This is a genomic window from Mesorhizobium sp. 2RAF45 (genome assembly GCF_052115225.1).
Taxonomy (GTDB): Bacteria; Pseudomonadota; Alphaproteobacteria; order Rhizobiales; family Rhizobiaceae; genus Mesorhizobium; species Mesorhizobium jarvisii.
This window is the reverse complement of sequence record NZ_JBFRGG010000014.1, coordinates 1-25268: the sequence shown is the minus strand read 5'-3', so window position 1 is coordinate 25268 and position 25268 is coordinate 1. Positions and strand designations below refer to the sequence as shown.

At 63.2% G+C, this 25268-nt stretch carries 28 protein-coding genes and 1 pseudogene; 24 read left to right on the top strand and 5 right to left on the bottom strand.

Annotated features, from left to right (window positions below):
• Positions 1 to 45 precede the first annotated feature (45 nt).
• From AB4Z43_RS27050 to AB4Z43_RS27040, 3 genes are all read left to right on the top strand, one after another.
• Positions 46 to 504, top strand: coding sequence for an Lrp/AsnC family transcriptional regulator (locus AB4Z43_RS27050; protein ID WP_019861752.1), 459 nt, complete (start codon positions 46 to 48; stop codon positions 502 to 504).
• 82 nt (positions 505 to 586) lie between these two features.
• Positions 587 to 1315, top strand: coding sequence for a class I SAM-dependent methyltransferase (locus tag AB4Z43_RS27045; protein WP_441939690.1), 729 nt, complete (start codon positions 587 to 589; stop codon positions 1313 to 1315).
• Between the two features lie 115 nt (positions 1316 to 1430).
• Positions 1431 to 2201: a sulfite exporter TauE/SafE family protein gene (locus tag AB4Z43_RS27040; RefSeq protein WP_064981233.1), complete on the top strand. Its 771-nt coding sequence runs from the start codon at positions 1431 to 1433 to the stop codon at positions 2199 to 2201.
• Positions 2202 to 2243: 42 nt separating this feature from the next.
• On the opposite strand, the gene AB4Z43_RS27035 is transcribed toward AB4Z43_RS27040, so the two are convergent.
• On the bottom strand, positions 2244 to 2795 hold the full coding sequence (locus tag AB4Z43_RS27035; protein WP_441939688.1) for a DUF2269 family protein: 552 nt from the start codon (positions 2793 to 2795) through the stop codon (positions 2244 to 2246).
• Positions 2796 to 3124: 329 nt separating this feature from the next.
• Between AB4Z43_RS27035 and AB4Z43_RS27030 the strand changes: the two genes are divergently transcribed.
• The 8 genes from AB4Z43_RS27030 to AB4Z43_RS26995 all read left to right on the top strand — a co-directional run bounded on the left by AB4Z43_RS27030 (position 3125) and on the right by AB4Z43_RS26995 (position 8527).
• On the top strand, positions 3125 to 3505 hold the full coding sequence (locus AB4Z43_RS27030) for a hypothetical protein (protein WP_019861748.1): 381 nt from the start codon (positions 3125 to 3127) through the stop codon (positions 3503 to 3505).
• A gap of 377 nt (positions 3506 to 3882) precedes the next feature.
• Positions 3883 to 4416, top strand: coding sequence for a protease adaptor protein RcdA (rcdA, locus tag AB4Z43_RS27025; protein WP_038650276.1), 534 nt, complete (start codon positions 3883 to 3885; stop codon positions 4414 to 4416).
• Positions 4417 to 4509: 93 nt separating this feature from the next.
• Entirely contained in the window at positions 4510 to 5019 is a 510-nt protein-coding gene (gene ruvC / locus AB4Z43_RS27020; RefSeq protein ID WP_010912038.1) for a crossover junction endodeoxyribonuclease RuvC, read from the top strand.
• Between the two features lie 56 nt (positions 5020 to 5075).
• A complete protein-coding gene (locus tag AB4Z43_RS27015) occupies positions 5076 to 5345 on the top strand; it encodes an AbrB/MazE/SpoVT family DNA-binding domain-containing protein (RefSeq protein WP_441939685.1) in 270 nt (89 codons plus the stop codon).
• Entirely contained in the window at positions 5323 to 5742 is a 420-nt protein-coding gene (locus tag AB4Z43_RS27010) for a type II toxin-antitoxin system VapC family toxin (protein ID WP_069090355.1), read from the top strand. Before AB4Z43_RS27015 ends, AB4Z43_RS27010 begins: the two co-directional genes overlap by 23 nt.
• Before the next feature lie 27 nt (positions 5743 to 5769).
• A complete protein-coding gene (ruvA, locus tag AB4Z43_RS27005; RefSeq protein ID WP_038650268.1) occupies positions 5770 to 6390 on the top strand; it encodes a Holliday junction branch migration protein RuvA in 621 nt (206 codons plus the stop codon).
• A 43-nt stretch (positions 6391 to 6433) separates the two neighbouring features.
• Positions 6434 to 7471 (top strand): Holliday junction branch migration DNA helicase RuvB, encoded by a 1038-nt coding sequence (gene ruvB / locus AB4Z43_RS27000; RefSeq protein ID WP_069090354.1) that lies wholly within the window; start codon positions 6434 to 6436, stop codon positions 7469 to 7471.
• A gap of 159 nt (positions 7472 to 7630) precedes the next feature.
• Positions 7631 to 8527, top strand: a complete 897-nt coding sequence (locus AB4Z43_RS26995; protein ID WP_027047495.1) for a metallophosphoesterase — start codon at positions 7631 to 7633, stop codon at positions 8525 to 8527.
• Positions 8528 to 8542: 15 nt separating this feature from the next.
• On the opposite strand, the gene AB4Z43_RS26990 is transcribed toward AB4Z43_RS26995, so the two are convergent.
• Positions 8543 to 9793 carry a glycoside hydrolase family 5 protein gene (locus tag AB4Z43_RS26990; protein WP_441939682.1) on the bottom strand — a complete coding sequence of 417 codons (1251 nt, stop codon included), beginning with the start codon at positions 9791 to 9793 and terminating at the stop codon, positions 8543 to 8545.
• A 57-nt stretch (positions 9794 to 9850) separates the two neighbouring features.
• Here AB4Z43_RS26990 and ybgC point away from each other — a divergent pair, with 57 nt between their 5' ends.
• The 11 genes from ybgC to ftsH all read left to right on the top strand — a co-directional run bounded on the left by ybgC (position 9851) and on the right by ftsH (position 20501).
• Positions 9851 to 10333, top strand: coding sequence for a tol-pal system-associated acyl-CoA thioesterase (gene ybgC, locus AB4Z43_RS26985; protein ID WP_019861740.1), 483 nt, complete (start codon positions 9851 to 9853; stop codon positions 10331 to 10333).
• Between the two features lie 95 nt (positions 10334 to 10428).
• A complete protein-coding gene (locus AB4Z43_RS26980) occupies positions 10429 to 10704 on the top strand; it encodes a type II toxin-antitoxin system ParD family antitoxin (protein ID WP_019861739.1) in 276 nt (91 codons plus the stop codon).
• Complete coding sequence (locus AB4Z43_RS26975; protein ID WP_223217846.1) at positions 10694 to 11080, top strand: type II toxin-antitoxin system RelE/ParE family toxin; 387 nt, start codon at positions 10694 to 10696, stop codon at positions 11078 to 11080. The genes AB4Z43_RS26980 and AB4Z43_RS26975 overlap by 11 nt, the downstream gene beginning before the upstream one ends.
• Before the next feature lie 185 nt (positions 11081 to 11265).
• Positions 11266 to 11976, top strand: a complete 711-nt coding sequence (gene tolQ, locus AB4Z43_RS26970; RefSeq protein WP_019861737.1) for a protein TolQ — start codon at positions 11266 to 11268, stop codon at positions 11974 to 11976.
• Between the two features lie 10 nt (positions 11977 to 11986).
• Complete coding sequence (gene tolR / locus AB4Z43_RS26965) at positions 11987 to 12439, top strand: protein TolR (protein WP_027047494.1); 453 nt, start codon at positions 11987 to 11989, stop codon at positions 12437 to 12439.
• Positions 12440 to 12447: 8 nt separating this feature from the next.
• Positions 12448 to 13605: a TonB family protein gene (locus AB4Z43_RS26960; protein WP_441939678.1), complete on the top strand. Its 1158-nt coding sequence runs from the start codon at positions 12448 to 12450 to the stop codon at positions 13603 to 13605.
• A gap of 80 nt (positions 13606 to 13685) precedes the next feature.
• Positions 13686 to 14957 carry a Tol-Pal system beta propeller repeat protein TolB gene (tolB, locus tag AB4Z43_RS26955; protein WP_223217914.1) on the top strand — a complete coding sequence of 424 codons (1272 nt, stop codon included), beginning with the start codon at positions 13686 to 13688 and terminating at the stop codon, positions 14955 to 14957.
• A gap of 235 nt (positions 14958 to 15192) precedes the next feature.
• Positions 15193 to 15699, top strand: a complete 507-nt coding sequence (gene pal / locus AB4Z43_RS26950) for a peptidoglycan-associated lipoprotein Pal (protein ID WP_013892538.1) — start codon at positions 15193 to 15195, stop codon at positions 15697 to 15699.
• A 212-nt stretch (positions 15700 to 15911) separates the two neighbouring features.
• Positions 15912 to 17024, top strand: a complete 1113-nt coding sequence (gene ybgF, locus AB4Z43_RS26945; RefSeq protein ID WP_038650253.1) for a tol-pal system protein YbgF — start codon at positions 15912 to 15914, stop codon at positions 17022 to 17024.
• A gap of 58 nt (positions 17025 to 17082) precedes the next feature.
• Entirely contained in the window at positions 17083 to 18450 is a 1368-nt protein-coding gene (tilS, locus tag AB4Z43_RS26940) for a tRNA lysidine(34) synthetase TilS (protein ID WP_064981225.1), read from the top strand.
• 122 nt (positions 18451 to 18572) lie between these two features.
• A complete protein-coding gene (ftsH, locus tag AB4Z43_RS26935) occupies positions 18573 to 20501 on the top strand; it encodes an ATP-dependent zinc metalloprotease FtsH (protein ID WP_019861731.1) in 1929 nt (642 codons plus the stop codon).
• A gap of 87 nt (positions 20502 to 20588) precedes the next feature.
• Here ftsH and AB4Z43_RS26930 read toward each other — a convergent pair whose 3' ends face one another.
• On the bottom strand, positions 20589 to 21047 hold the full coding sequence (locus tag AB4Z43_RS26930; RefSeq protein ID WP_441939676.1) for a hypothetical protein: 459 nt from the start codon (positions 21045 to 21047) through the stop codon (positions 20589 to 20591).
• A 294-nt stretch (positions 21048 to 21341) separates the two neighbouring features.
• A complete protein-coding gene (locus AB4Z43_RS26925; RefSeq protein ID WP_064981223.1) occupies positions 21342 to 22178 on the bottom strand; it encodes a hypothetical protein in 837 nt (278 codons plus the stop codon).
• 369 nt (positions 22179 to 22547) lie between these two features.
• On the opposite strand from AB4Z43_RS26925, the gene glmM reads away from it, so the two are divergent.
• Together glmM and AB4Z43_RS26915 are read left to right on the top strand one after the other, a co-directional pair.
• Positions 22548 to 23900 carry a phosphoglucosamine mutase gene (gene glmM, locus AB4Z43_RS26920; RefSeq protein ID WP_019861728.1) on the top strand — a complete coding sequence of 451 codons (1353 nt, stop codon included), beginning with the start codon at positions 22548 to 22550 and terminating at the stop codon, positions 23898 to 23900.
• A 247-nt stretch (positions 23901 to 24147) separates the two neighbouring features.
• Positions 24148 to 24981, top strand: coding sequence for an outer membrane protein (locus tag AB4Z43_RS26915; RefSeq protein WP_038650246.1), 834 nt, complete (start codon positions 24148 to 24150; stop codon positions 24979 to 24981).
• A 137-nt stretch (positions 24982 to 25118) separates the two neighbouring features.
• Here the strand turns inward: AB4Z43_RS26915 and AB4Z43_RS26910 are convergent.
• Positions 25119 to 25268: pseudogene (locus AB4Z43_RS26910) on the bottom strand (IS630 family transposase); the annotation flags it as partial.

The window sequence follows — 25268 nt, the reverse complement described above, 5'->3', positions numbered from 1 at the left end:
CCTAATTATATTAGGTTCCTGCCACGAATTTGTGAGAAATCTGAAATGCTTGACGATCTCGACCGAAATCTCCTCGAAATCCTGGTCAGGGATGCGCGGACCTCGCTGAAGGAGCTGGCCGCCCAGGTCGGGCTGTCGTCGCCAAGTGTTTCGGAGCGGCTGCGGCGGCTCGAGGAGCGCGGCGTCATCCGGGCGTTCACCGTCGAAATCGATCCGCTGGCGCTCGGCTATACGCTGCAGGCGATCGTGCGTATCCGGCCTTTGCCGGGCAAGCTGCACATCGTCCAGAAGCTGATCGAGGAGATCGCCGAGTTCGGCGAATGCGACAAGGTGACGGGTGACGACTGTTTCGTCGCCCGGCTGTTCGTGCGCTCGATCGGCGACCTCGACGGCATTCTCGACCGCATCGCCGACAAGGCCGAGACCAGCACCGCCATCATCAAGGCGCAGCCGATCCGGCGGCGGCCGCCGCCGCTCGGGGCGCCGTCGGCCCCGTCGTCTTGACTCCACATGGCTGTGGTGGACAGGCGCGACCAGTCCACTAAATGTCAGCCCGCCGGATGATTGGCTGAGAGACGAGGTAGACATGGCGCAGAATATCTACGACCAGCCGGATTTCTTCGCGGGCTACAGCCAGCTTGGCCGGTCGATCGACGGCCTGGAAGGCGCCGCCGAATGGCCGTCGCTGTGCGCCATGCTGCCTCAAGTGGGCGGCTTGCGGATCGTCGACCTCGGCTGCGGTTTCGGCTGGTTCTGCCGCTGGGCGCACGAGCATGGGGCGAGCCATGTCCTGGGGCTGGACCTGTCGGAGAAGATGCTGGCCCGGGCGAGGGCCGCCGGCTCGGACACCGGCATCACCTATGAACGGGCCGACCTCGACAAGCTCGACCTGCCGCAAGACAGCTTCGGTCTCGCCTACAGCTCGCTTGCGCTGCATTATGTCGAGGATGTCGCGCGGCTGTTCGGGACGGTGCATCAGGCGCTGTCGGCCGGCGGGCATTTCGTCTTTTCGACGGAGCATCCGATCTACATGGCTCCGACAAGGCCGGGCTGGGCGGTCGATGCCGAAGGCCGAAGGACATGGCCTGTCGACCGCTATCTGGTGGAGGGCCCGCGCAAGACCGACTGGCTGGCCAAGGGCGTGGTGAAACATCATCGCACCATCGGCACGACGCTGAACGCGCTGATCCGGACCGGTTTCGCGATCGAGCATGTCGAGGAGTTCTGTCCGACAGACGCGCAGATCATGGCCAAGCCGGAACTCGCGGAAGAGCTGGAACGGCCGATGTTCCTGCTGGTCTCGGCCCGGCGATAAGGCACGAGCCGGACATTGGCAGGTGTTCGGCAACCGGCCCGCATTTACAGTCGCCCAAAGCGCAATTCTCGGCTATTCAGGCGATGACGCCTTCCCTCCAGACCAGTCCCTCCCCATGTCAGGCCTGCTTCTCGATCCGTGGTTCTACGCGGCTGCCATTCCGGCGGTCATTCTGGTCGGCCTGTCCAAGGGCGGGTTTGGCGGCGCTGTCGGTTTCGTCGGCGTGCCGCTGATGGCGCTGACCATGCCGCCGGTGCAGGCGGCCGCCATCCTGCTGCCAATCCTGTGCCTGATGGACATCGTCTCGGTTTGGACGTGGTGGGGCGTCTATGACCGCAAGATGCTAGTCGACATGATGCCGGGCGCCGTCATCGGCATCGGCATTGGCTGGTTGACGGCGGCCTTGGTCACCGAGGAAGCGGTGCGGCTGATCGTCGGTGCCGTCGCCATCATCTTCGTGCTGCGCTGGCTCTATCTGCAGTTCCGCCATGGCGCCGACCACGCCGCCGAACCCAACCGCGTGGCTGCAGCGATCTGGGGGACGGTCGCCGGCTTCACCAGCTTCGTCGCCCATGTCGGCGGCCCGCCCTTCCAGGTCTATGCGCTGCCGATCCGGCTCGACCCCAAGGTCCTGTCGGGCACGGCCGCGATCTTCTTTGCCGCGACCAATGCGCTGAAGCTCATACCCTATTTCGCGCTCGGCCAGTTCGACACCGCCAACCTGACGGCGTCGGCCGTGCTGATGCCGCTGGCGCCGCTTTCGACTATCGCCGGCGCCTGGCTGGTGCGGCGCATGCGGCCGGAGATTTTTTATCCCTTCACCTACGCGACCGTGGCGGTCGTGGCACTGAAGCTTTTGTGGGACGGCCTCGCCGGCTTGATGTAGACAGGCGAGGCCGCTGTTCGGCCGCTCTCACCGTCAGGGAGATCAGGCGGCGCTTGCCACCAGCCGGCGGCTTCCGCCGAAGGCCAGCCTGGCGCCGACCACCAGGACCAGTACCATGCCGGCGAGGATGCCGATGTCATGCGTGGTCGGCTTGAGCACCATGTCGGCGACGATCACCAGCATCACCGCATAGTCGAAGCGAGCCGCGCTCATCATGCGCTGGCCAATGGCAAGCACGGAAGGTGTCACGCCCTCCTTGGCGATCATCGCGCCCATGCGCTCGCCGGTCGGCTTGAAGATGAGCATGCCGATCGAGAAGGTCGTGGCGTAGCCTGCCAGGCCGATGATGATCCACAGGTCGGAGAAGCCGACCCAGAAGCCGCACATGATGAGGCCGAAGAGCAAGGTCAGCATCGACATCGGTGCGAAGAAAAAGCCACCTAACTGACCGCTGGCGCGCATCGCCTGCAACTTGTCCTCGATGTTACCGGCGCGCTCGGCAAGCACGCCGAGGAGGAACAATACGAAGCCGCCGCCGACCCACAAAATTGCTGAGACGACGTGAAGGAATTTGACGATGGAATACCAGTCCATTGTTTGCTCCTGGGACATTTCTTGTTGTTCGCAGCCGGGCGGATATGCACCAGCCGTCAGAGGAGCGGGCGTTTAGCGTACTGCCTGTTTCGGCACGATGTCGCGGAAAAACAGCTTTTGTTTCGGCGGTTTTCGATCAGCGCTGATTCTCGACAACCACCGATGCGCGGCTTCATTTTCTGCTATTGTCGGATGCGTCAGGGGGAGCGCGACATCGTCTGGAAACAGTACCGATGCTAGTGCGCCGAGGCCGGGAGCCCGGTGGCGACAGCAGACGCCGGACGATCAACCCATTCCCGCAACGGGAAGAGGCAATGAGGGGGAACATTATGCAAGGGGTAGCACGCAATTTCTTCACGCTGGCCATCATCTATGCGCTGTGCGGCATGGCGCTCGGCATCCATATGGCGATCAGCGAAGACCATGGCCAGATGCCGACTCACGCTCACATTATGGTGGCAGGCTGGCTGATGTCGGCGGTCTTTGCCTTCTTCTACCATCTGTTTCCTACGGTCGGGCTAAAGACGATCGCCGTCGTACACTTCTGGCTGACCGCGATCAGCGGAATTGGGCTCATGATCGGCCTCTTCATTCTGCTTGCCGGTACGCCCGCAATAGAACCGCTGCTGGGGATAGCCTCGATCGGCTTCTATGCCGGCATGCTGCTGTTTGCCTTCATCGCTTTGCCGGTGGTCTGGAAGAAAGCCTGAGCCTGAAGCGAGCTTCGGGTCTGTGCTGTTACGGCACAGGAATGGGGCGTTCGGTCAAAAAACATCGGTGCCGTTAAAGGTTCATTAAGCTTTACAGGCGTTTACTATGCGCATCCAGTGATCTGGATTCTTACCGAGTGGTTGGAGCCACTTTGTTTGACGCCTCCCTGTTAAACTCCTGAGAGCCGCCTTATCCGCGGCTCTTTTTTTGTCCGCATTCCGGTGGCACGCCGGGTGTCGGTCCGCTGTTAACCTTCTGTTAAACATGTGCTTGCCTTCACCCCCGGCGAAGCGCATTTTCAAGCTTCAGTCAGATAGGGTGCCGGGTGTATCGGCAGTGAACCGAATCGGCCGGTTGCAAGTGCAGGGGCGTATCAATGAACGAGCCTTCGAAGGGCAGTGCGAAAACCGTCAAACTGGCGGAGCGCCGGGTTTTTTCGCATTCCTTCAAACCGCTCTACCAGGAAGGCATGGGGCTGGTCGAACAGGCGGCCGAGTATCTCGACGGCAAGGGCCGCGCCGAGGCCAAGAAGCTGTCGCGCCTGGCGGCCACGCTCTACGCGGCCGAATCGATGCGGCTGACGACCAGGCTGATGCAGGTTGCCTCCTGGTTGCTTTTGCAGCGCGCGGCCAATTCCGGCGAGATGACCCGCGACCAGGTCGCTTCGGAAAAGTCCAAGGTGCGCCTCGATACCGCTTCCGCGCATGACGAAGCCGCCGGCTGGGCCGAACTGCCCGAGGAGTTCCTCGACCTGGTCAACCGCTCGCTTCGCCTGCAGGCATTGGTGCGCCGCATGGACGACGAGATCTACGGCGCCGGCGCGGTAGTCGACATGCAGCCCATGGGCCGCCGGCCCAATCCGGTTTCCGACCAGATCAGCCTGCTCAACACGGCGTTCGCCCGCAACTGAGCGGCTTCGGAATATTTCCAGCTCGACAGGCCTCCGTTTCCGGTTTGTTCACATTTCGCTGGCATCGCTGTCCCCCGGAGGTAAAGTGACCGGATGGGGGACGCGATTCGCATCATCGGCATCGATCCGGGGCTCAGACGCACCGGCTGGGGCATCGTCGAGAGCCTCGGCAATTCCTTGCGCTTCGTCGCGTCCGGCACCGTGCGCTCCGAGGACAAGGCGGCGCTGGCGACGCGGCTCTGCCAATTGCATGACGGGCTCGCCGAAGTCCTGCATGCGGCAATGCCGCATGAGGCGGCCGTCGAACAGACTTTCGTCAACAAGGATGCCGTGGCGACGCTGAAGCTCGGCCAGGCGCGCGGCATCGCCATGCTGGTGCCGGCGCGTGCCGGCCTTGTCGTCGCCGAATACGCGCCCAATGCGGTGAAGAAGGCGGTCATCGGCGTCGGCCATGGCGACAAGAAGCAGATCCACATGATGGTGAAGGTGCTGCTGCCGAAAGCGACCTTCGATACCGAACACGCCGCCGACGCGCTGGCCATCGCGATTTGCCACGCGCATCACCGCCAGAGCGCCGCCTACCGGATGGCGCTTGCCGGCTAGCGATGTTCTTGACTTGTTCACGTTGAGCGGATAAGTAATACCTTGGAGGTATTACCATGCGCGTCACCACCAAGGGGCAAGTGACAATCCCCAAGCCGATAAGGGACCATCTGGGCATCGGTCCGGGTTCCGAGGTGGAGTTCGTGGCCACCGACGAGGGCGTTCAGCTGGTTGCCGTCAACGAGAACCTCTCCGAGGAGGAGAAATTGCGCAGGCTCCAAGATGTCCTCGACCGGATGGAGGGGACGTTGGACCTGGGGGGCATGACCACCGACCAATACATGGAGTGGTTGAGGGGGCCGCGTGAAGATCTCGACGTTGATTGACACAAATGTCCTGATCGACGTTTGGGGACCAGCCGGGCCGATGAAAGAATGGTCGGCATCGGCGATCGCCTTCTGCCGCCGCGACGGTGCGTTGGTCGTCAATTCGATCATCTGGTCCGAGTTAGCACCGCTGATCGCGACAGAGGCCGCACTTCGAAAAGCCGTCGACATGCTGGAGATGGATCGCGAACTTGTGCCCTGGGACGCGGCATTCCTTGCCGGCGTCACGCATTCCCGCTATCGCCGGGCCGGTGGCATCAGGGAAAGGACCTTGCCGGATTTCTTTATCGGCGCTCATGCAACCGTTGCCGGGCATCGTCTTTTGACCCGCGACGCCGCGCGTTATCGCAGTTACTTTCCCGACCTCGACATCATTTCTCCGGAAACCCACCCATGAGGGCCCATCTTCCATGAAAGACCCGGCATGATAGGCAAGCTCAAGGGCACGCTGGACGAGATCGACGAGGATCATTGCCTCGTCGACATCCACGGCGTCGGCTATGTCGCCTATTGCTCGGCGCGCACGCTGGCAGCGCTGCCTTCGCCCGGCGAAGCGGTGGTGCTGTTCATCGAGACCTATGTGCGCGAGGATATGCTGCGCCTCTATGGTTTCCAGTCGCAGCTTGAGCGCGAGTGGTTTCGGTTGCTGATGAACAATGTGCCGGGTGTCGGCGCCAAGGTGGCGCTGGCCATCCTGTCGACGCTGGCGCCGGCCGACCTCGCCAATGCGATCGCGCTGCGCGACATCGCCATGGTTTCCCGCGCGCCTGGCGTCGGCAAGAAGGTGGCCGAGCGCATCGTCACCGAATTGAAGAACAAGGCGCCCGCCTATGCGGGCGCCGCCTCCGGCACCATCGGCCTGAAGCAGGAACTCGGTGAAGGTGTCGCCCCGGCCCCGATCACCGACGCGGTCTCGGCACTGGTCAATCTCGGCTATTCGCGCGACACCGCCGCCAATGCGGTGGCCGCGGCACTGAAGACGGCAGGCGAGGACGCGGATGCCTCGAAGCTGATCCGCTTCGGGCTGAAGGAACTGGCGCGGTGAGGGCTCGCTTGTCCCTCCTCTTGCCATATGCAAGGAAGACAGTATGAGCCTGTCGCCCCGTCTCATTGCGCCGGAAAAACGCGGCGAGGATGCCGATCAGACCTTGCGGCCGCAGACGCTCGCCGACTTTGTCGGCCAGGCGGCGGTGCGGGCCAATCTCAAAGTCTTCATCGAGGCCGCCAAGGGCCGCAACGAGTCGCTCGACCATGTGCTGTTCGTCGGACCGCCGGGGCTGGGCAAGACGACGCTGGCGCAGATCATGGCGCGTGAACTCGGCGTCAATTTCCGCTCGACCTCCGGACCGGTCATCGCCAAGGCCGGCGATCTCGCGGCACTGCTGACCAATCTCGAAGAAGGCGACGTGCTGTTCATCGACGAGATCCATCGGCTGAACCCGGCGGTGGAGGAAATCCTCTATCCGGCGATGGAGGATTTCCAACTCGACCTGATCATCGGGGAGGGGCCGGCGGCGCGTTCGGTCAAGATCGACCTCGCCCGTTTCACGCTCGTAGCCGCCACCACGCGGCTTGGCCTGCTCACCAATCCGCTGCGCGACCGGTTCGGCATTCCGGTGCGGCTCAACTTCTATACGGTCGAGGAATTGGAGCAGATCGTGCGGCGCGGCGCGCGCATCCTGCAAATGCCGCTCGGCGACGACGGCGCGCTGGAAATCGCGCGGCGCGCGCGCGGCACACCGCGCATCGCGGGGCGGCTGTTGCGCCGCGTGCGCGACTTCGCCTCGGTCGCCGGCGACGGCCATGTCGATCGCCTGATCGCCGACGAGGCATTGACCCGGCTGGAGGTCGACGCGCTCGGGCTCGATGCGCTCGACCGCCGCTATCTCTCGATGATCGCCCGCAATTTCGGTGGCGGTCCGGTCGGCATCGAGACGATCGCCGCTGGGCTGTCCGAGCCGCGCGACGCCATCGAGGACATCATCGAGCCCTATCTGATCCAGCAGGGTTTCATCCAGCGCACGCCGCGCGGCCGCATGCTGACGGCCAATGCCTGGCGCCATCTCGGCCTCGATGCGCCGAAGGATTTGGCGCAGCAGCAGATCAACCTGTTCCAGGAAGAATAGCCCCCAACCGTTCAGGCGCGGGTTCCCAGACCATCGATCAAGGATATGTGACCCGTCTTGCGCAAAATCTGCGCGTCTTCGCCGATTTGCCGGCGTAATCGTGGATTTTATCGGACGCGTGCGGGCAACCGCTGCGATCGAGGGGCCGGGAGCCAGTCCATGATCACCAGACGCGGGTTCCTGCGCTTCATCGGCGGGTCGTTCCTGACGGCTGCCGCGCTCGGCGCCTATGCGGTCGGCATCGAGCCGATGCTCTTGACCCATGTGAAGCGCTACGCGCTGACGCCGCCGCACTGGCCTGATGGCCTGAAGCTGCGGGTTGTGGCGCTAGCCGATATCCATGCCTGCCGACCCTGGATGACGCAGGAACGGATTGCTTCGCTCGCCGAAGACGCCAATGCACTGCAGCCGGACCTCATCGTGCTGCTGGGCGACTATATTGCCGGCATGCCGCTGGTGACGGGGCCGGTGACGCCATCGCAATGGGCGTCCGCGCTGTCGGGCCTCAAGGCGCCGCTCGGCGTGCTGTCGATCCTCGGCAATCACGATTGGTGGAACGATGGTTTCGCGCAGCGCGCCGGAGCCGGCCCGACCATTGCGCGCAAGGCGCTGGAAAAGGTCGGCATCCCGGTGCTGGAGAACGATGTCGTTCGCCTGGAGAAGGATGGCCATGGTGTCTGGATCGCCGGCCTGGCCGATCAGCTGGCGTTGCTGCCGGCCAGGAAGGGCGACGGGTTCAGGGGGCTCGACGATCTCGACGGCACGCTGGCCAAGGTTGGCGACACCGCGCCGATCATCCTGCTCGCCCACGAGCCTGATATTTTTCCGACCGTCCCGTCGCGGGTTTCGCTGACCTTGTCGGGCCACACCCATGGCGGGCAGGTGCGATTGTTCGGCTATTCGCCTGTCGTGCCGTCGCGTTTCGGCAACCGCTACGCCTATGGCCACGTCGTCGAGAACGACCGCAATTTGATCGTCTCAGGTGGGCTCGGCTTCAGTATCATGCCGGTGCGCTTCGGCGTGCGGCCGGAGATCCTGCAGATCGACCTCGGCTGATCTGAACAACAGCTCTCAGTGAAGCGAGCGGATCACGTCCATCACATCCGGCTCGACCTTGTCGCCATTGAAGGCATCGACGATGCCGAAGGCGCCGCCATAACTCCACACCGACCATGAGAAACCATGCGCCTCGGCGCGGGCGATCATGTCCTTGACGTAAGCGGCGCGGTACGGCGCCGGCATCACATAGGCATTGCCGTATTCCTGGCGGATCATGCCGAACTCGCCCAGCGTGATGTTTTCGGGCTTGATGCCGTTGGCCTTCGCCCATGCCTCGACCCTTTTGAACGGCGCGTCCATCAGGCCTAGCAGCTTGCCGGGGCTGTCCATGCTGCCGACCTCTTCGTCGAGATAGGCAAGCAGCCCGCTCTGCCGTGTCCATGGCGCCTCGGTCTTGATCCGGCCGCGGATGGTGTCGAGCGTCACGTCGAGCTGCGCCTTCGGCACGGCGTCGAGCGGATAGGGCAGGCCGGTCACGTAGGGGATAAAATCGCCGGCCCAGGTCGCGCCCTGGTGGGTGAGCAGGAACGGATCATAGGAGTGGAAAGTCCAGATGACATTGTCGTCGGAGATCGCCTTGGGATCGATCTTCTCCAGGGATGAGGCGGCGGAATAGCAGGCGCCGGTCAGCACCAGCGTCAGTTTCCCAGCCGACGATCGTGCCGCGGCGAACAATTCGCGCTGGCGGTACGGCCACAGGCTTGTGCCGTCACTGTCGCAGTCGACGATCGGTTCGTTCATAAGCTCGAAGGCGACTTGGCTCGGATCTTCGCCGGCCAGGGTGCGGGCCATCTTGCGCACCATGTCGACGTAGCGGTCAAAGGTCCGCGGATCATCCATCACCTGCGTCATGCCGATCTTGCGGCTGCCGCCGGCCGGGATCAGGTGCATGTCGACGATCACCTTCAGGCCGGCACGGTTGATCATGCGCACCGAGTCCAGCACGCTGGCATAGAGGTCATGGCGCAGCGCCGTTGTCTGGTCGGACAGGAAAGGCGACGGGTCTACCGGCATACGCAGGAAATCGAAGCCTGCTTCCTTGAGCGCTCTGAGATCGTCATCTCCAAGGAATTTGCGCCATTCCGGATAGGGCAGTATGGTCCTGGCGTCGCCCCATTGATCCTCGCCGGGCCAGGTGACCCACTGGTCGAGATTGAGGCCGCGCTTCATCGTGAAAGTCGCTGCCTGGCCAGGCAGCACCAAGGCCATGAGCACCAGCAGCGCCGCCATCAAACTCTTGATCATCGCCGTCAACGGTGCCATCCGATGCTTTGTCGCGCGGAGAACAGGTGCCTCGTCGGGACTTAAAAAGGAAGCGCAATGGACGATCATGGTGAATCGGCGACGCTGCTGGCCGGGCTTTCCGGCGCGCTGACGGCGTTCGGCCACCGGCTGATGGCGCGGGTCTATTATGCCGACACCGATTTCTCCGGCGTCGTCTACCATGCGCGCTATCTCGAATTCCTCGAGCGCGGCCGCTCCGACTATCTCAGGCTCACCGGCGTGCATCACACGGAGCTTGCCGACGGCAAGCATGGCGAGAAGATCGTCTGGGTGGTGCGGCGCATGGAGATCGATTTCCGCAGCCCCGCCCGCATCGACGACATCCTGACCGTCGACACCCGCACCGACACCATTTCCGGCGCGCGCATCTTCATGGCGCAGCAGCTCAAGCGCGGCGACGAGGTGCTGGTCGAAGCCAAGGTCGAGGCGGCGATCATCGGCGAGAATGGACGACCGCGGCGCTTTCCCAAGGAATGGGTCGCGGCGTTCATGCCCAAGTTTCGTGTTTCGCCTGATTAAACGGTTGGCCCGACAACGGAGCTTGTGTGCCTCCTGAAAATGGTATGACAGTGTCATACATCGTGCTACAAGGTAGGACAGGGAAGACATTCGCCATGAGAACCAGCAAACCAATAAGCGTGACGCTCGGCCGCCAGCAAAGCAGCCTGGACGCCCGCTTGGCGTCGGGAGCTTATGATTCCGCGAGCGAAGTCATGCGTGCCGCGCTTCGCGCCCTTGACCGCGAGGAGCAGGTCATCACCGCCATCATGCGAGCCAAGGTGCAGGAAGCTCTTGACGATCCTCGCCCGGATATCCCGGCCGAGGACGTGTTCAAGGCATTGCGCGAGCATCATGCAGACCGCCTGAAGGTCGCCAAGCGTGACGCATAGGGTCGTTTTCAGGCCTTCGGCGCAGTCCGACCTCTTTGCCATTTACAATTACATCGAAAAGGAAAGCGGTGCCGCGCGCGCCGGTGGCTATATCGACCGCATCGAGGCCGCGTGCATGGCGCTATCAACGTTCCCGGAACGCGGCTCCGTTCGCGATGCCATCGGATCCGGAATCCGGGTTGTCGGCTTTGAACGGCGTGCGTCCATCCTGTTCCGGGTCGACGGGCAGCAAGTGCTGATCCCGCGCGTCCTCTATGGCGGGCAGGACTACCCCACCGACCACGTGGATGAGACCGACTCCCAGGGAGTGGAAGCGCATCGGTCTCGCCACCAGGCGCGGCAATGCGCCGCGCCTTATTCACTAACCCATCCTTAACCATAACGGTTCATGAAGAGATTGGTGAAGATTGGCGCTATCCAGCGCCTTCCTTTCACCAATATTTGCCCTGAAAAGGCCGCTAACGGCACGGTTTGGGGCGTCCGGTAGCTTCGTGCGAACCGACCACAAGGGATGCCAGGGGCCAGCCGCCAGCTTCGCCCGGAAATCTTAAGGACGTAACGATGGAAAATATCGCACTCGCCGAACCGGGCGCGCAATTGTCGATTTGGGCGCTGTTCATGCAGGCCAGCTGGGTGGTCAAGCTGGTCATGATCGGGCTGCTCTGCGCCTCGGTCTGGACCTGGGCGATCATCATCGACAAGCTGGTTGCCTATGGCCGCATGCGGCTGGCGCTGAACCGCTTCGAGCAGGTCTTCTGGTCCGGACAGTCGCTGGAGGAGCTCTACCGCACGCTCGCCGACCGCAAAACCTCCGGCATGGGCGCCATTTTCGTCGCCGCCATGCGCGAGTGGAAGAAGAGTTTTGAGAAGGGCGCCAAGACGCCGCTCGGGCTCCAGACCCGCATCGACAAGGCGATGGACCTGGCGCTGACCCGCGAGATGGAGAAGCTGGAGGGTCGTCTCGGCTTCCTGGCTACCACCGGCTCGGCGGCCCCGTTCATCGGTCTGTTCGGCACGGTCATCGGCATCATGACGTCGTTCCAGGCCATTGCCGGCTCCAAGAACACCAGCCTCGCGGTGGTTGCGCCCGGTATCGCCGAGGCGCTGCTGGCGACGGCCATCGGCCTGCTCGCCGCCATCCCGGCGGTCATCGCCTACAACAAGCTGTCATCGGATGCGAGCAAGCTCGCGGTGCGCATGGAAGGGTTCTCCGACGAGTTCTCCGCCATACTCTCGCGCCAAATCGATGAAAAAGTCGCGCCGAAGGCCTGAGGAGTAGCTGATGGGTATGTCCGTAGGCATGGCGGGACGCGGCGGGCGCGGCCACAGGCGGCGCGGCCGTCACCATGGGCTGATGTCGGAGATCAACGTCACGCCGATGGTCGACGTCATGCTGGTGCTGCTGATCATCTTCATGGTCGCCGCACCCATGCTGACGGTCGGCGTGCCGATCGACCTGCCCGACACGCAGGCTAAGGCGATGAATGCCGACACGCAGCCGATCACTGTCTCGATCAACGCCGCCGGCCAGATCTATCTCCAGGAAACCGAGATCCCGATCGAAGAGCTGGTGGCCAAGCTGCAGGCGATCTCGAAGACCGGTTACGAGGAGCGCATCTTCATCCGTGGTGACAAGTCCACCGACTATGGCACGGCGATGAAGGTGATGGCCCGCATTTCGGCCGCCGGTTACAAAAATATCGGCCTGGTTTCGCTGCAGGAACAGGATCAGTAGACAAGAAGATGAAGACCGGCCTCACCACATCGGTGATCTTGCACACGGCGGTGCTGGCCTTCGGCCTGTTCACCCTGTCGGCGCCGGCCGCGCTCCCGTCCGCCGATGTCGAGTCGGTCGCGGTCGATATCGTGCCGATGGAGGCGATCGCGCAGACGCTGCAGGGCGACAAGAAGGCCGTGATGCATGAAAAACCGGCGCCACTGCCGACGCAGCGCCCGGATATCGTGCCGGCGTCGCAGAAGGTCGGCGAAAACAGCGTCGACACCGACAAGCCGATAACGCCGGAAGCCAAGCCGAAGCCCGTCGACATGACCTCGGCCCCGCCGCCCGCGCCGACCCCCAAAGAGACGCCGAAGACCGAGGACGTGCCGAAGCCGCAGGAAAAGCCGAAGCCCATTCCGGCGACCGAAGTGGCGCCCGCGCCGACGCCCAAGGAAGAGGTCAAGCCCGAGCCGGTCAAGCAGACCGAGCCGAAGCCGACGCCGGCCAAGCCGGCGCCGACCCCGCCGCCGCAGGACAAGACCGCAGCCATCGATCCGACACCCGAGGTCAAGCCGGATGCCGTCGCCGAGGCCATAGCCAAGGATCCGCCGACCGAAGAGACGCAATTGCCGAGCTCGGCGCCCGCGCCGGAAGCGCGGCCGCAGCCGCAGCCGGCACAGGCCGAAAGCGCCAAGGCGCCTGAACGCAAGGATGCCGACAAGCCGGTCAAGGAAGCGTCGTCGAAACCGAAATCCGACGACAAGCAGTTCAACGCGAACGAAATATCCGCGCTCCTCGACAAGCAGAAGCCCTCCGGCGGCGGGGCCAAGCGTTCTACGCAGCAAGCCTCGCTCGGCGGCGACAAGGACCAGGGCCAGAAACTGTCGAAGTCGGAGCAGGGCGCCCTGGAAAGCCAGTTGGGTGGGTGCTGGACGCTGCCGGTTGGCCTCGAGGGCTCGGAGAACTTCGTCGTCGTCGTGCGCTTCAACCTCGACAACTCCGGCAAGCTCGATGGCCGTCCCTCCGTCGAAAAGTCGAGCGGCAACCGGCAGTTCGATGAAAGCGCGGTGCGCGCGGTGCAGAAATGCGACGTGGCCGGCTTGCAGGTTCCTGCCGGCAAGCAGGACATCTGGAACGACATCCGGGTCACTTTCGATCCAAGGGAAATGCTCGGCCTCTAGGCCTGGCGCCCAACCAATCAAAAGAAGAGAAGCGAGAAGATATGAGATCCTTCCTCAAGCCGCTCCTGACGATTGCAGCCATGGCGCTGGGCATGACCGCCATTGTCCCCATGCCGGCATGGGCGCTCGTCGAGCTCAACGTCAACAAGGGCAATGTCGAGCCGCTGCCGATCGCCATCACGGATTTCCAGGGCGGTGACGCGCTTGGCGCGCAGATTTCCCAGATCGTCACCGCCGATCTGAAGCGTTCCGGCCTGTTCGCGCCGATCGACAAGAGCGCCTTCATCGAGAAGATCTCGAACCCGGATGCCGCACCCCGCTTCGACGACTGGAAGGTGATCAACGCCCAGGCGCTGGTCACCGGCAGCGTCAGCAAGGAGGCCGATGGGCGCATCCGCGCGCAGTACCGGCTTTGGGACACTTTCGCCGGACAGCAGATGTCGGGTGAGCAGTTCTTCGCCAACGACGCCAACCAGCGGCGCGTCGCCCACATCATCGCCGACGCCATCTACGAGCGGCTGACCGGCGAGAAGGGCTATTTCGACACGCGTGTAGTATTCATCGACGAATCCGGCGCCAAGAACGCGCGCAAGAAGCGTTTGGCCATCATGGACCAGGACGGCGCCAATGTCCGCTATCTCTCGGACGGCCGCTCGATCGTGCTGACGCCGCGTTTCTCGCCGAACCGGCAGGAAATCACCTACATGTCCTATGAGAGCGGCCAGCCGCGCGTCTATCTCCTGCAGATCGAGACCGGGCAGCGCGAACTGGTCGGCAATTTCCCCGGCATGACCTTTGCGCCGCGCTTCTCGCCCGACGGCCAGAAGGTGATCATGAGCCTGCTGCGCGACGACGGCAATTCCAACATCTTCGCCATGGACCTGCGCAGCCGCTCGACGACGCGGCTGACCAATTCGACGGCAATCGACACATCGCCTTCCTATTCGCCCGACGGCAGCAAGGTGGTGTTCACCTCCGACCGCGGCGGCCGCGCGCAGATCTATGTCATGGGCGCCGACGGCTCGGGCCAGACCCGCATATCCTTCGGCGACGGCGTCTATTCGACGCCGGTGTGGTCGCCGCGTGGCGATCTTATCGCCTTCACCAAGCAGACCGGCGGCGAATTCCAGATCGGCGTCATGAAGACCGACGGTTCCGGCGAGCGCATCCTGTCGTCCGGTTTCCAGCAGGAAGGACCGACCTGGGCGCCAAACGGCCGCGTCTTGATGTTCTTCCGCGACTCCAATGGCGGCCCGAAACTGGTTTCGGTCGACCTCACCGGCCGCAACGAGCAGCCGATTCCGACGGCGAATTTCGCGTCGGATCCCGCCTGGTCGCCGCTGTTGGAATAGCGTCGGCCGAATTGCCACACATGCTGAAAAGGGGCCGTTTCGGCCCCTTTTCCATGCCTTCGTCGCGTTTTGGCCGCATTTCCGCCTAGGGTCCGCGCCAACTGTGACCCTGGCTTAAAAGGTTGCGGACGGGCAGCCTAAACCAAATTTTAACCGTGTTTCTTGAATGCCGGTTAACCCAAACGTGGTTACTGGGTGATCAACGAAATCACTCGAAATGCGAAGGAGAGGCGGCATGGGCCGTATCGCAGCACTTACCAGAAACCCGGTCATGATCGCGCTGGTGGCGATGCTCGCCATCGCCGGTTGCGCTTCGAAGAAGACGCCCAACAGCGCCGCTGATCTTGGCCTCAACGGTGCCGGCGCCGCAACACCCGGCTCGGCGCAGGACTTCACCGTCAACATTGGCGACCGTATCTTCTTCGATACAGACTCGTCCTCGATCCGCGCGGATGCGCAGACGACGCTCGCCCGCCAGGCGCAGTGGCTGAACCAGTACAAGCAGTACGCCATCGTCGTCGAAGGTCACGCCGACGAACGCGGCACGCGCGAATACAATCTGGCGCTCGGCGCCCGCCGCGCCGCCGCCGCCCGCGACTTCCTCGTTTCCAAGGGTGTCGCTTCCAGCCGCCTGAAGACCATTTCCTACGGCAAGGAACGTCCGGTCGCGGTGTGCGACGACATCTCCTGCTGGTCGCAGAATCGCCGCGCCGTTACCACGCTCAGCGGCGCCGGTTCCTGAGTTGGCCGCGCGTCGAGAGACGCGATCGCGCCGGCTGGCAAAAATGCAACACAGCTTCGCGAAAGGCGGCCTTCGGGCCGCCTTTTTCATATCCGGGTGACCGAAACAAAATTTGGCCGAAGTCTCGCGTCCTGCTATGAGCCGAGGGCGCCTGGCTGGTCCCATCCTGATTGGAAGGCGCGAACAGACTAACGACACACCGCGAGAGGCACATGCATTTGAGATCGGTTCTGAGCGGCACGCTTGCGGCGCTGCTCCTATCAGGCTTCACCGCCCTGGCAAACGGTCCGGGGGCAAGCGGCCCAGGGCAGTCAACCGACAGCGGCTTTTCCTTCCATCTGCCGAGCCTCGAGTTGCCGAGCCTCTTCGGCGACAAGAAGAAACCCGACCAGGTCCAGCTCGCGCAGCAGTCGAACGGCGCCGGCGCCACCGGGCTCGAGGACCAGCTGCGCCAGATGAACGGCAAGATCGAAGAGCTCAATTTCCAGATCCTGCAGATGCAGGAACAGATGCGCAAGCAGCAGGAAGACAACGAATTCCGCTTCCAGCAGCTTGAAGGCGGCGCACAAGGCGGACAGCCTCCGGCGCAGAAGAAATCCGATGCCACCACCGACACCAACACCGACGTCGCGGCGGCCCCGGCAACCCAGGCTCCGGCCGATGCCGGCGCCGCGCCCGGCGGCAATCAGTCCGCGGGCGGCAAGACGGTCGAAGACGTCATCGTCGAATCGCCCGATGGCGACCCCGGCAAGGTGATTCCCGGCACGGGAGCCCCGGAAAAGACCTTCGGTTCCATTACCGTCGACAAGAACGGCAATGTGATCGATGCCGGCGGCAACACCCAGTCGACCGCGCCGACACAAGACGCTGCTCCGGCCACCAAGGCCCCGGCCAAGGCCGGCAAGTCCAACGCAACGATCGTCGCGGCGCTGCCTTCCACCAACGACCCGGAGGAGCTTTACCGCAATTCCTATCAGTTCATCCTGTCGGGCGACTACGGCACCGCCGAGCAGGGTTTTCGCGATCATATCTCGCGCTTCCCGCGCGATGCGAAGGCGGCGGACGCGCATTACTGGCTGGGTGAATCGCTGCTTGGCCAGCAGAAATACCGCGACGCGGCCGAGGTCTTCCTCGCCGCCAGCAAGGACTACCCCAAGGCCAAGAAGGCGCCCGACATGCTGTTGAAGCTTGGCGTGTCACTGGTCGGCCTCAAGCAGCACGACGTCGCCTGCGCCACCTTCAGCGAAGTCGGCAAGCGCTACCCCGATATCTCCAATGCACTCAAGGAACGCGTCAAGCAGGAGAAGGCCCTGGCTGCGTGCTGATTTTTCCCAGGCATGTCCTGGTCCCGGGACCGGGACCGTTTTTGGACGACATGCGTTGATGCTCGATACCGAGCCTGATCTTTCGACCAGACTTTTTTCGCCTATCGATTTTACCCGCGGCGCCATTGCGGCCGTGTCCGGCGGCAGCGACTCGACCGCCCTGCTTCTCCTTCTCAAACAGTATCTCGACCGAACCGCATCGCCCGCGAAACTGCTGGCCGTGACCATCGACCATGGCTTGCGTCAGGGTTCGGCAGCCGAGGCGCAAGCCGTGGCGAAGTTGTGCGCCGAGCGCGGCATTGCCCACCGCACCCTGACGTGGTCCGGGCGCAAGCCATCGACCGGTCTGCCGGCGGCGGCGCGGGAAGCGCGCTACCATCTGCTGGCCGAGGCGGCGCGCGCGGAAGGCATCGGCCTGATCGTCACCGGTCATACCGCCGACGACCAGGCCGAGACGGTGCTGATGCGGCATGCACGGGACCGGGAGCTCGCCGACATGGCAGGTCGTGGGCTTGCCGGCATGGCGCCGGCCACCCTCTATGATTGGCGCGAGTGGATCGTTCGGCCGCTTCTGGGGATGCGGCGCTCGGCGCTTCGCGATTTCTTGCGGCATGAACATGTCGGCTGGGCCGATGACCCGACCAATATCGACGAGGCCTTCGAGCGACCGCGCGTGCGCGCAGCACTTGCCGGCGAAAGTGTCGGCTATATGGAAAATGCGCTGCTGCTCGCCGGCCAGGCCGCCGTCGAGCGCAGGCAGCTTGGCGTCAGCGCAGCCGGTCTGATCCATCGCTTCGCCAGCCAGCCGAGCACGGGCCTCATCTGGCTCGATCCCGCTCTGCTGACCGCGGAAGACGACCGGGCGGCCGTCTATGCGTTGCGCATCCTGATGGCCACAGCCGGAGGCGTGGCCTTCCTGCCGGACCAGGCGCGCAGCGAGGCGCTGTTGGGCCGGCTGAAGACCGGATTTCTTTGCGCCACATTGTCGCGGACGGTGGTCGATTTCCGGCGTGCCGGCCTCTTCCTGCGCCGCGAGGCGCGGGGTTTGCCGCCCGCCGCAATCGCTGTCGACAACACCGTCTGGGACGGCCGCCGCCACATCACATTGAACGACAGGCCCGGCGCATTGTTGATCGCACCGTTGGGTGCGACAGCAGCGAGGCGGCTGGCAATCGATGAGGGAGAAACCCCGGCAAGCCTGATGCGCGCCGCAATGGCCGCGGAACCGACATCGCGGCAAGCCCTTGAAAACCCTGGTTTGCCGCCGCGTCAGCCGAGGCCACCAGCGTTCGCTGCGCGACCGGTCGTGTCGCCTTTTTCCCGCTTTCTGCCGTCCTTCGATCTGGCGCCGGCGCGGGCTGTCGCCGAGCTGATCGGCGCGTCACCGCTTCCCGCTTCGCCATTGGGCGGCCACGGTGCCAATTGATGGTGGTCGAAAGCTTAACCCAGACATGCTGTTCTGCTTGGCAAGGGGAGACGCTCTCCCTATGTTAGGCTCAAGTTTCCTCTCATGATGCTGTCCGTGCGCGGACGCCAACGGGACAATTGATGAATCCGAACTATCGCAACCTCGCGCTCTGGGCGATCATAGCGGTCCTGCTCATCGCTCTCTTCAATCTGTTCCAGACGCCGCAGACGCGCGGGGCTTCGAGCGATGTGCCTTATTCGCAGTTCTTGCAGGATGTCGCGGCCGGCCGGGTTAAGACGGTGACCATTGCGGGCGCCCGCATCACCGGCACCTACACCGACAATTCCACCGGCTTCCAGACCTATTCGCCCGGCGATCCCCAGCTGGTCTCGCGGTTGCAGGACAAGAACGTCACCATCAATGCGCGGCCAGAGACCGACGGTTCCAATTCGCTGTTCGGCTACCTGATCTCCTGGCTGCCGATGATCCTGATCCTCGGCGTCTGGATATTCTTCATGCGCCAGATGCAGTCCGGATCCGGGCGCGCCATGGGTTTTGGCAAGTCGAAGGCCAAGCTTCTGACGGAGGCGCATGGCCGCGTCACCTTCCAGGACGTCGCCGGCGTCGACGAAGCCAAGGAAGATCTGGAAGAGATCGTCGAGTTCCTGCGCGATCCGCAGAAGTTCCAGCGCCTTGGCGGCAAGATTCCGCGCGGCGTGCTTTTGGTCGGCCCTCCCGGCACCGGCAAGACGCTGCTCGCCCGCTCGGTCGCCGGCGAAGCCAATGTGCCGTTCTTCACCATTTCGGGTTCGGACTTCGTCGAGATGTTCGTCGGTGTCGGTGCAAGCCGCGTGCGCGACATGTTCGACCAGGCCAAGAAGAACGCGCCCTGCATCATCTTCATCGACGAAATCGACGCGGTCGGGCGCCATCGTGGCGCCGGCCTCGGCGGCGGCAACGACGAGCGCGAGCAGACGCTGAACCAGCTGCTGGTCGAGATGGACGGCTTCGAATCCAACGAAAGCATCATCCTGATCGCCGCCACCAACCGTCCCGACGTGCTTGATCCGGCGCTGCTGCGTCCGGGCCGTTTCGACCGCCAGGTGGTGGTGCCGAACCCCGACATCGTCGGCCGCGAGAAGATCCTCAAGGTGCATGTGCGCAACGTGCCGCTGGCGCCCAATGTCGACCTCAAGGTCGTCGCGCGCGGCACGCCGGGCTTCTCCGGCGCCGACCTAATGAACCTGGTCAACGAATCGGCGCTGATGGCGGCGCGGCGCAACAAGCGCCTCGTCACCATGGCCGAGTTCGAGGACGCCAAGGACAAGATCATGATGGGCGCCGAGCGCCGCTCGTCGGCCATGACCCAGGCCGAGAAGGAGCTGACCGCCTATCACGAGGCTGGCCACGCCATATTGGCGCTCAACGTGCCGTCGGCCGACCCGCTGCACAAGGCCACCATCATCCCGCGTGGCCGTGCGCTCGGCATGGTCATGCAGTTGCCGGAAGGCGACCGTTACTCGATGAGCTACAAGTACATGATCTCGCGCCTTGCCATCATGATGGGCGGCCGCGTTGCCGAGGAGTTCAAATTCGGCAAGGAGAACATCACTTCGGGCGCCTCTTCCGACATCGAGCAGGCGACCAAGCTGGCGCGCGCTATGGTCACGCGCTGGGGCTTCTCCGACAAGCTCGGCCATGTCGCCTATGGCGACAACCAGGAGGAAGTGTTCCTCGGCCATTCGGTGGCGCGCACGCAGAACATCTCGGAAGAGACCGCGCAGATCATCGACGCCGAAGTGCGCCGCCTGATCGACGAGGCCTATTCGACGGCCAAGTCCATCCTGACCAAGAAGAAGAAGGAATGGATCGCGCTGGCGCAGGGGCTGCTCGAATACGAGACGCTGTCGGGCGACGAGATCAAGCAATTGATCGCCGGCGAGAAGCCCGCGCGCGACCTCGGCGACGACACGCCGCCCAGCCGCGGCTCGGCCGTGCCGAAGTCCGGCGGCCGCCGCAAGAAAGGCCCCGAGCCCGAAGGCGGCATGGAGCCACAGCCGTCGAGCTGAGCCAGGGCGGACAGCAGATCCTCGGGAACAAGCCCGAGGATCACGGCTCAACGTCTGCGTGACCGCTTCATCCGCCGTATTCGATTTTTATGATTCAGCTTTTAGCCGCGCATTGCACAGGCTGTAATAACCGCCGCCCTTCTGGATCCAGCGAAGGCCGTTCAACGTACCCGCCTCCTTGTTGCCGTGGTAACCCTGCAGGCAGGTCTTCATCCGCGCCTTCGCGGGCTTTTCGGTCTTGAACTCGGCGGCGAGGGTGGTTGGGAATGTCACGCCTGCCGGCGCTACAGTGGGGGCGACCGCCGCGTCGGTTTCCTTTTTCGGCTGCGGCGCGGTTTTGACGGTATCCCCGCTGACACTCTCCGCAGCGGGCATCGCGCATTTCTCCTTGCGGAAAGCGGCCCAGTCCATGCCGTTCAGAGTGCCGCCTTCTTTGGCTGCCCGATAGTTCTCGCCGCATTCCTTCATCGTCAGTGCGCTTGCAGGGGCGACGCTCCAAGCAACCGATGCCGTCACAGCCAATACCGCCAATTTCAAATTGGGCATAAGATCCTCCCGGTTGATAACAAAGTTAGACATCCTTTTGTATACTGTTTGTTCCCTATATGTTCAATTGGAATCTTTGGGCGCTAGCGATAAGCCCGACGGTGGGCAGTGTGGGCGAATTGATGCCGACAGCTCCCGCGATAGTGCGAGCAAGCCCGCGGGCGTCGTCGCGAGCAACAAAAGGCCCGCGAAGCAGATGCATCGCGGGCCTTTGCCTGTCCTTGCCAGACTTTCCGTCTAACTCAATTCGATCTCAACCGGCTCATGCCTCATCGATCCGGGGGAATGCGTAGCTTAGCCCTTCAGCTTGGCATTGCACAGGCTGTAGAAGCCGCCGCCCTTCTGGATCCACTTCAGGCCGCCAAGCGCATTGGCGTCCTTGAGGACATAGTACTGGTCGAGGCAGGTGTGCATGCGGCCCTTTCCGGGGGTCTCGCTGGCATATTTCGGCGAGATCGCGGACGGGAAGGTGACGCCCTTGGGCGCAGCCGTCGTCGGCTTCGCCGGCTCCTTGGTGTAATTTGCTTCGCTCGGAGCTGGCACGCTGTCGTCTTCGGAGGCGGCGGCGCCGCATTCGGCCTTGCGGAAGTCGTTCCACTTCTGGCCCTTCAGCGTGTTCGCCGTCTTCGCCGCCTGGTACTTGGTGCTGCACTCGGCCATGGTCAGGCCCTTGCCTTCGGCGGGAGCCGCGGCTGCCTTGGTGGTTGCCGGCTTGGTGGTGTCAGCGGCGGCGGATGCGCCGGCGGCGCATTCGGTCTTGCGGAAGTCGTTCCACTTCATGCCGTTCAGCGTGCCGGCGGCCTTCGCCGCCTGGTACTTGGCGCTGCATTCCTTGGCCGTCAGGCCTTTCGCGGCGCCCGCGTCGGCGGCCGCTGCCTTGGCCGCCTTGGCCGGCTTGGTTTCGGCTGCCTTCTTCGTGTCGGCCGGCTTGGTGTCCGTGGTGGCGGCGGCATCGGTGCCGCATTGCGCCTTGCGGAACTGGTTCCAGGTCTGTCCGGCCAGTGTCCCCGCATCCTTGGCGGCGTTATACTTCGTGCTGCACTCGGCCATCGTCAGTGCGTTGGCTGGCGCGGCCAGGAACAACGTCACTACGGCGAGGCCGGTCAAAGTGGCAAGTCGGTGGATGAGCATAGCGTTTCTCCGTTGCAGCAGCCCATTATACGTCCCAGCGAATCAATAACGCTCAACGGTCGGTTGCGCCAGATGCTAAGTGGCGTATATATCGCCCAAAGCTTGCTCCTCCCGATAAGGTGATGAAATCATTGCCCCTTGCCGGGTCAAGAACAAGATTTTCCGCGTGCAGCTGCGGCGTATAGCTCGCAGAACTGGTATATTGCAGCGCCGCGGTGCCTTCATGTTGGGCTGCTGCCTTGTTGTGTGCAGCGCACAACAATGATTTTCTAAGGATTGGTAACATATAATCACACAATGTGATCATGGCGCGCCGGTCAATTATGGCATTAAAATGCCCGGCAAAGAACCTTCAGGAATTGAACTCGCATGGCAGGCAATTACTTCGGCACGGACGGCATTCGCGGGCGCGCGAACAAGTTTCCGATGACCGCGGAAATCGCCATGCGGGTCGGCATGGCCGCCGGCCTTTCGTTCCAGCGCGGCAGCCACCGCCATCGCGTCGTTCTGGGCAAGGACACCAGGCTTTCCGGCTACATGATCGAGAATGCGATGGTGGCGGGTCTCTGCGCCGCCGGCATGGACGTGTTCCTGCTCGGCCCGATCCCGACCCCGGCCGTCGCCATGCTGGTGCGTTCACTGCGCGCCGATATCGGCGTCATGATCTCGGCTTCGCACAATCCCTATTACGACAACGGCATCAAGCTGTTCGGGCCGGATGGCTACAAGCTTTCGGACGAGATCGAAGAGCGCATCGAGAGCATGCTCGACAAGGATATCGAACTGACACTCGCCGATTCCGACGGGCTTGGCCGCGCCAAGCGTGTCGACGGCGTGCATGACCGCTACATCGAGTTCGCCAAGCGTACATTGCCGCGCTCGATGTCGCTTTCGGGCCTCAGGATCGTCGTCGATTGCGCCAATGGCGCGGCCTACAAAGTGGCGCCCGAGGCGCTGTGGGAGCTCGGCGCCGAGGTCGTGGCCATCAATGTCGAACCCAACGGCTTCAACATCAACAAGGAATGCGGCTCGACGCATCCGGCCGGCCTGCAGAAGAAAGTGCATGAAGTGCGCGCCGATATCGGCATCGCGCTCGATGGCGATGCAGACCGGGTCGTCATCGTCGACGAGAATGGCGCGATCGTTGACGGTGACCAGATCATGGCCATGATCGCCGAGTCCTGGCACCAGAGCGGACGGCTTGCCGGCGGCGGCGTGGTTTCGACGGTCATGTCCAATCTCGGCCTCGAACGCTTCCTCGGCGACATGAAACTGCAATTGCACCGCACCAAGGTCGGTGACCGCTATGTCGTGGAGCATATGCGCGCGCATGGGCTCAATGTCGGCGGCGAACAGTCCGGCCACATCGTGCTGTCGGATTTCTCGACCACCGGCGACGGCCTGGTGTCGGCGCTGCAGGTGCTGGCCTGCATCAAGCGCCAGGGACGCCCGGTCAGCGAACTGTCGAAGAAGTTCGAGCCGGTGCCGCAACTCTTGAAGAATGTCCGTATCGCCGGCGGCAAGCCGCTCGAGGAAGCTCCCGTCAAGGCGGCGATCGAGGATGCGCGCAATCGTCTCGGCAAGACCGGGCGTCTGGTCATCCGTCCGTCCGGCACCGAGCCGCTGATCCGTGTCATGGCCGAGGGCGACGATCCGCAACTGGTGGAGGCCGTCGTCAACGACATTGTCGAGGTCATTTCGGAGACCCGCAGCGCCGCCTGACCTCCCCCGTGCCCTCAGGCGTTACGTCGCTGCCGTCGCATCCAGCCCGCCCCTGAGGCGGGCTTTTTGTTGGCCGGAACCGGTCTTCTTGTTTGTCGAAATCATTCCCCAATTCCTCGAATTTTAGAGATTCGTGGTTAATCGACAGGGTTAAACGCCTTTTAACTTTTCCAATTCATTATCCACGCCTGAAAGCCAATCTCGTTCGGCCGCGATCGCGTTCCGAGGGTTCCTAGGGGTGACAAGCATGTTCAATACAGCAAGAAAGGCCCTGTTCGCGTTGCTGTTCGCGGGCCTGGCCTGGCCGGTGTTCGCAGCCGACCTGCCTGAGCCGCAGGTCGAAGAGGCACCGCCACCGGTCTACGAACAGCCGGTCGACGTCGGCGGCTGGTATATCCGCGGCGACATCGACTATCACAAGTCCGATGTGCGCGGCATCGACTACATGACCTACGGCATCGATCCCTGTAATTGTACGGTCATACCGGGCGGCAAGAGTTTCGATTACGGCAAGCTCAAGGGCGGCTTCTCGCTCGGCGGCGGCGTCGGCTACAAGATCAACGATCACCTGCGCACGGACGTGACCGCCGACTACTGGTTCAAGTCGAACTTCAACGGCGGCACCTCGGATCTCGTCTCGACGTCGACCGAAGTGTCGAAGATGAGCGCCCTGCTGCTCTTGGCCAATGCCTATGTCGATATCGGCACCTGGCACGGCATCACGCCTTATGTCGGCGCCGGTATCGGCGGCGCGCGCGTCAAGTGGGATACCGTCTACGATCCGAACACCACCGAGACCAACCCCGGAGCATCCAACTGGCGCTTCGCTTATGCTCTGATGGCCGGTGCCTCCTACTGCTTGACCGACAAGATCATCCTCGATGCGGGCTATCGTTTCTCCCATATTCAGGGCGGCCGCATGTTCGAATGGGATGCGAGCAGCGCCGGCCCGGGTTTCGACCGCGGCATCAACACCCACGAGGTGCGCGGCGGCCTGCGCTATCAGTTCGGTGGCAACAATGGGTGCGCGGCACCGGTGGTGGCCTACCAGCCCGAACCTGAGCCGGTCTACACCAAGTAAGAAATCTMCAAGCAAGAAATCTACTGCCTCCAATATACACGAACCGCCCGGCTCGACCGGGCGGTTTTCGTTTGAGCTGTCGCCAATGAAGTGCCCGGACAGGGAGGGCAATCTAGAGCGCCATGCATTAGAGCCTTTCACGTTTTGACGGAAGCGTAGCCTGCGTTTTCGAAGTAGTTCTTGCATTCGGCTGCCTCGATGGTTTCGACGAGGTGGCCGATGTAGCGCCACGTGTCCTCGACGGTGCGTTTCTGAGCCTGGCGCATCCAGTGTTTGTCCAGTGTTTG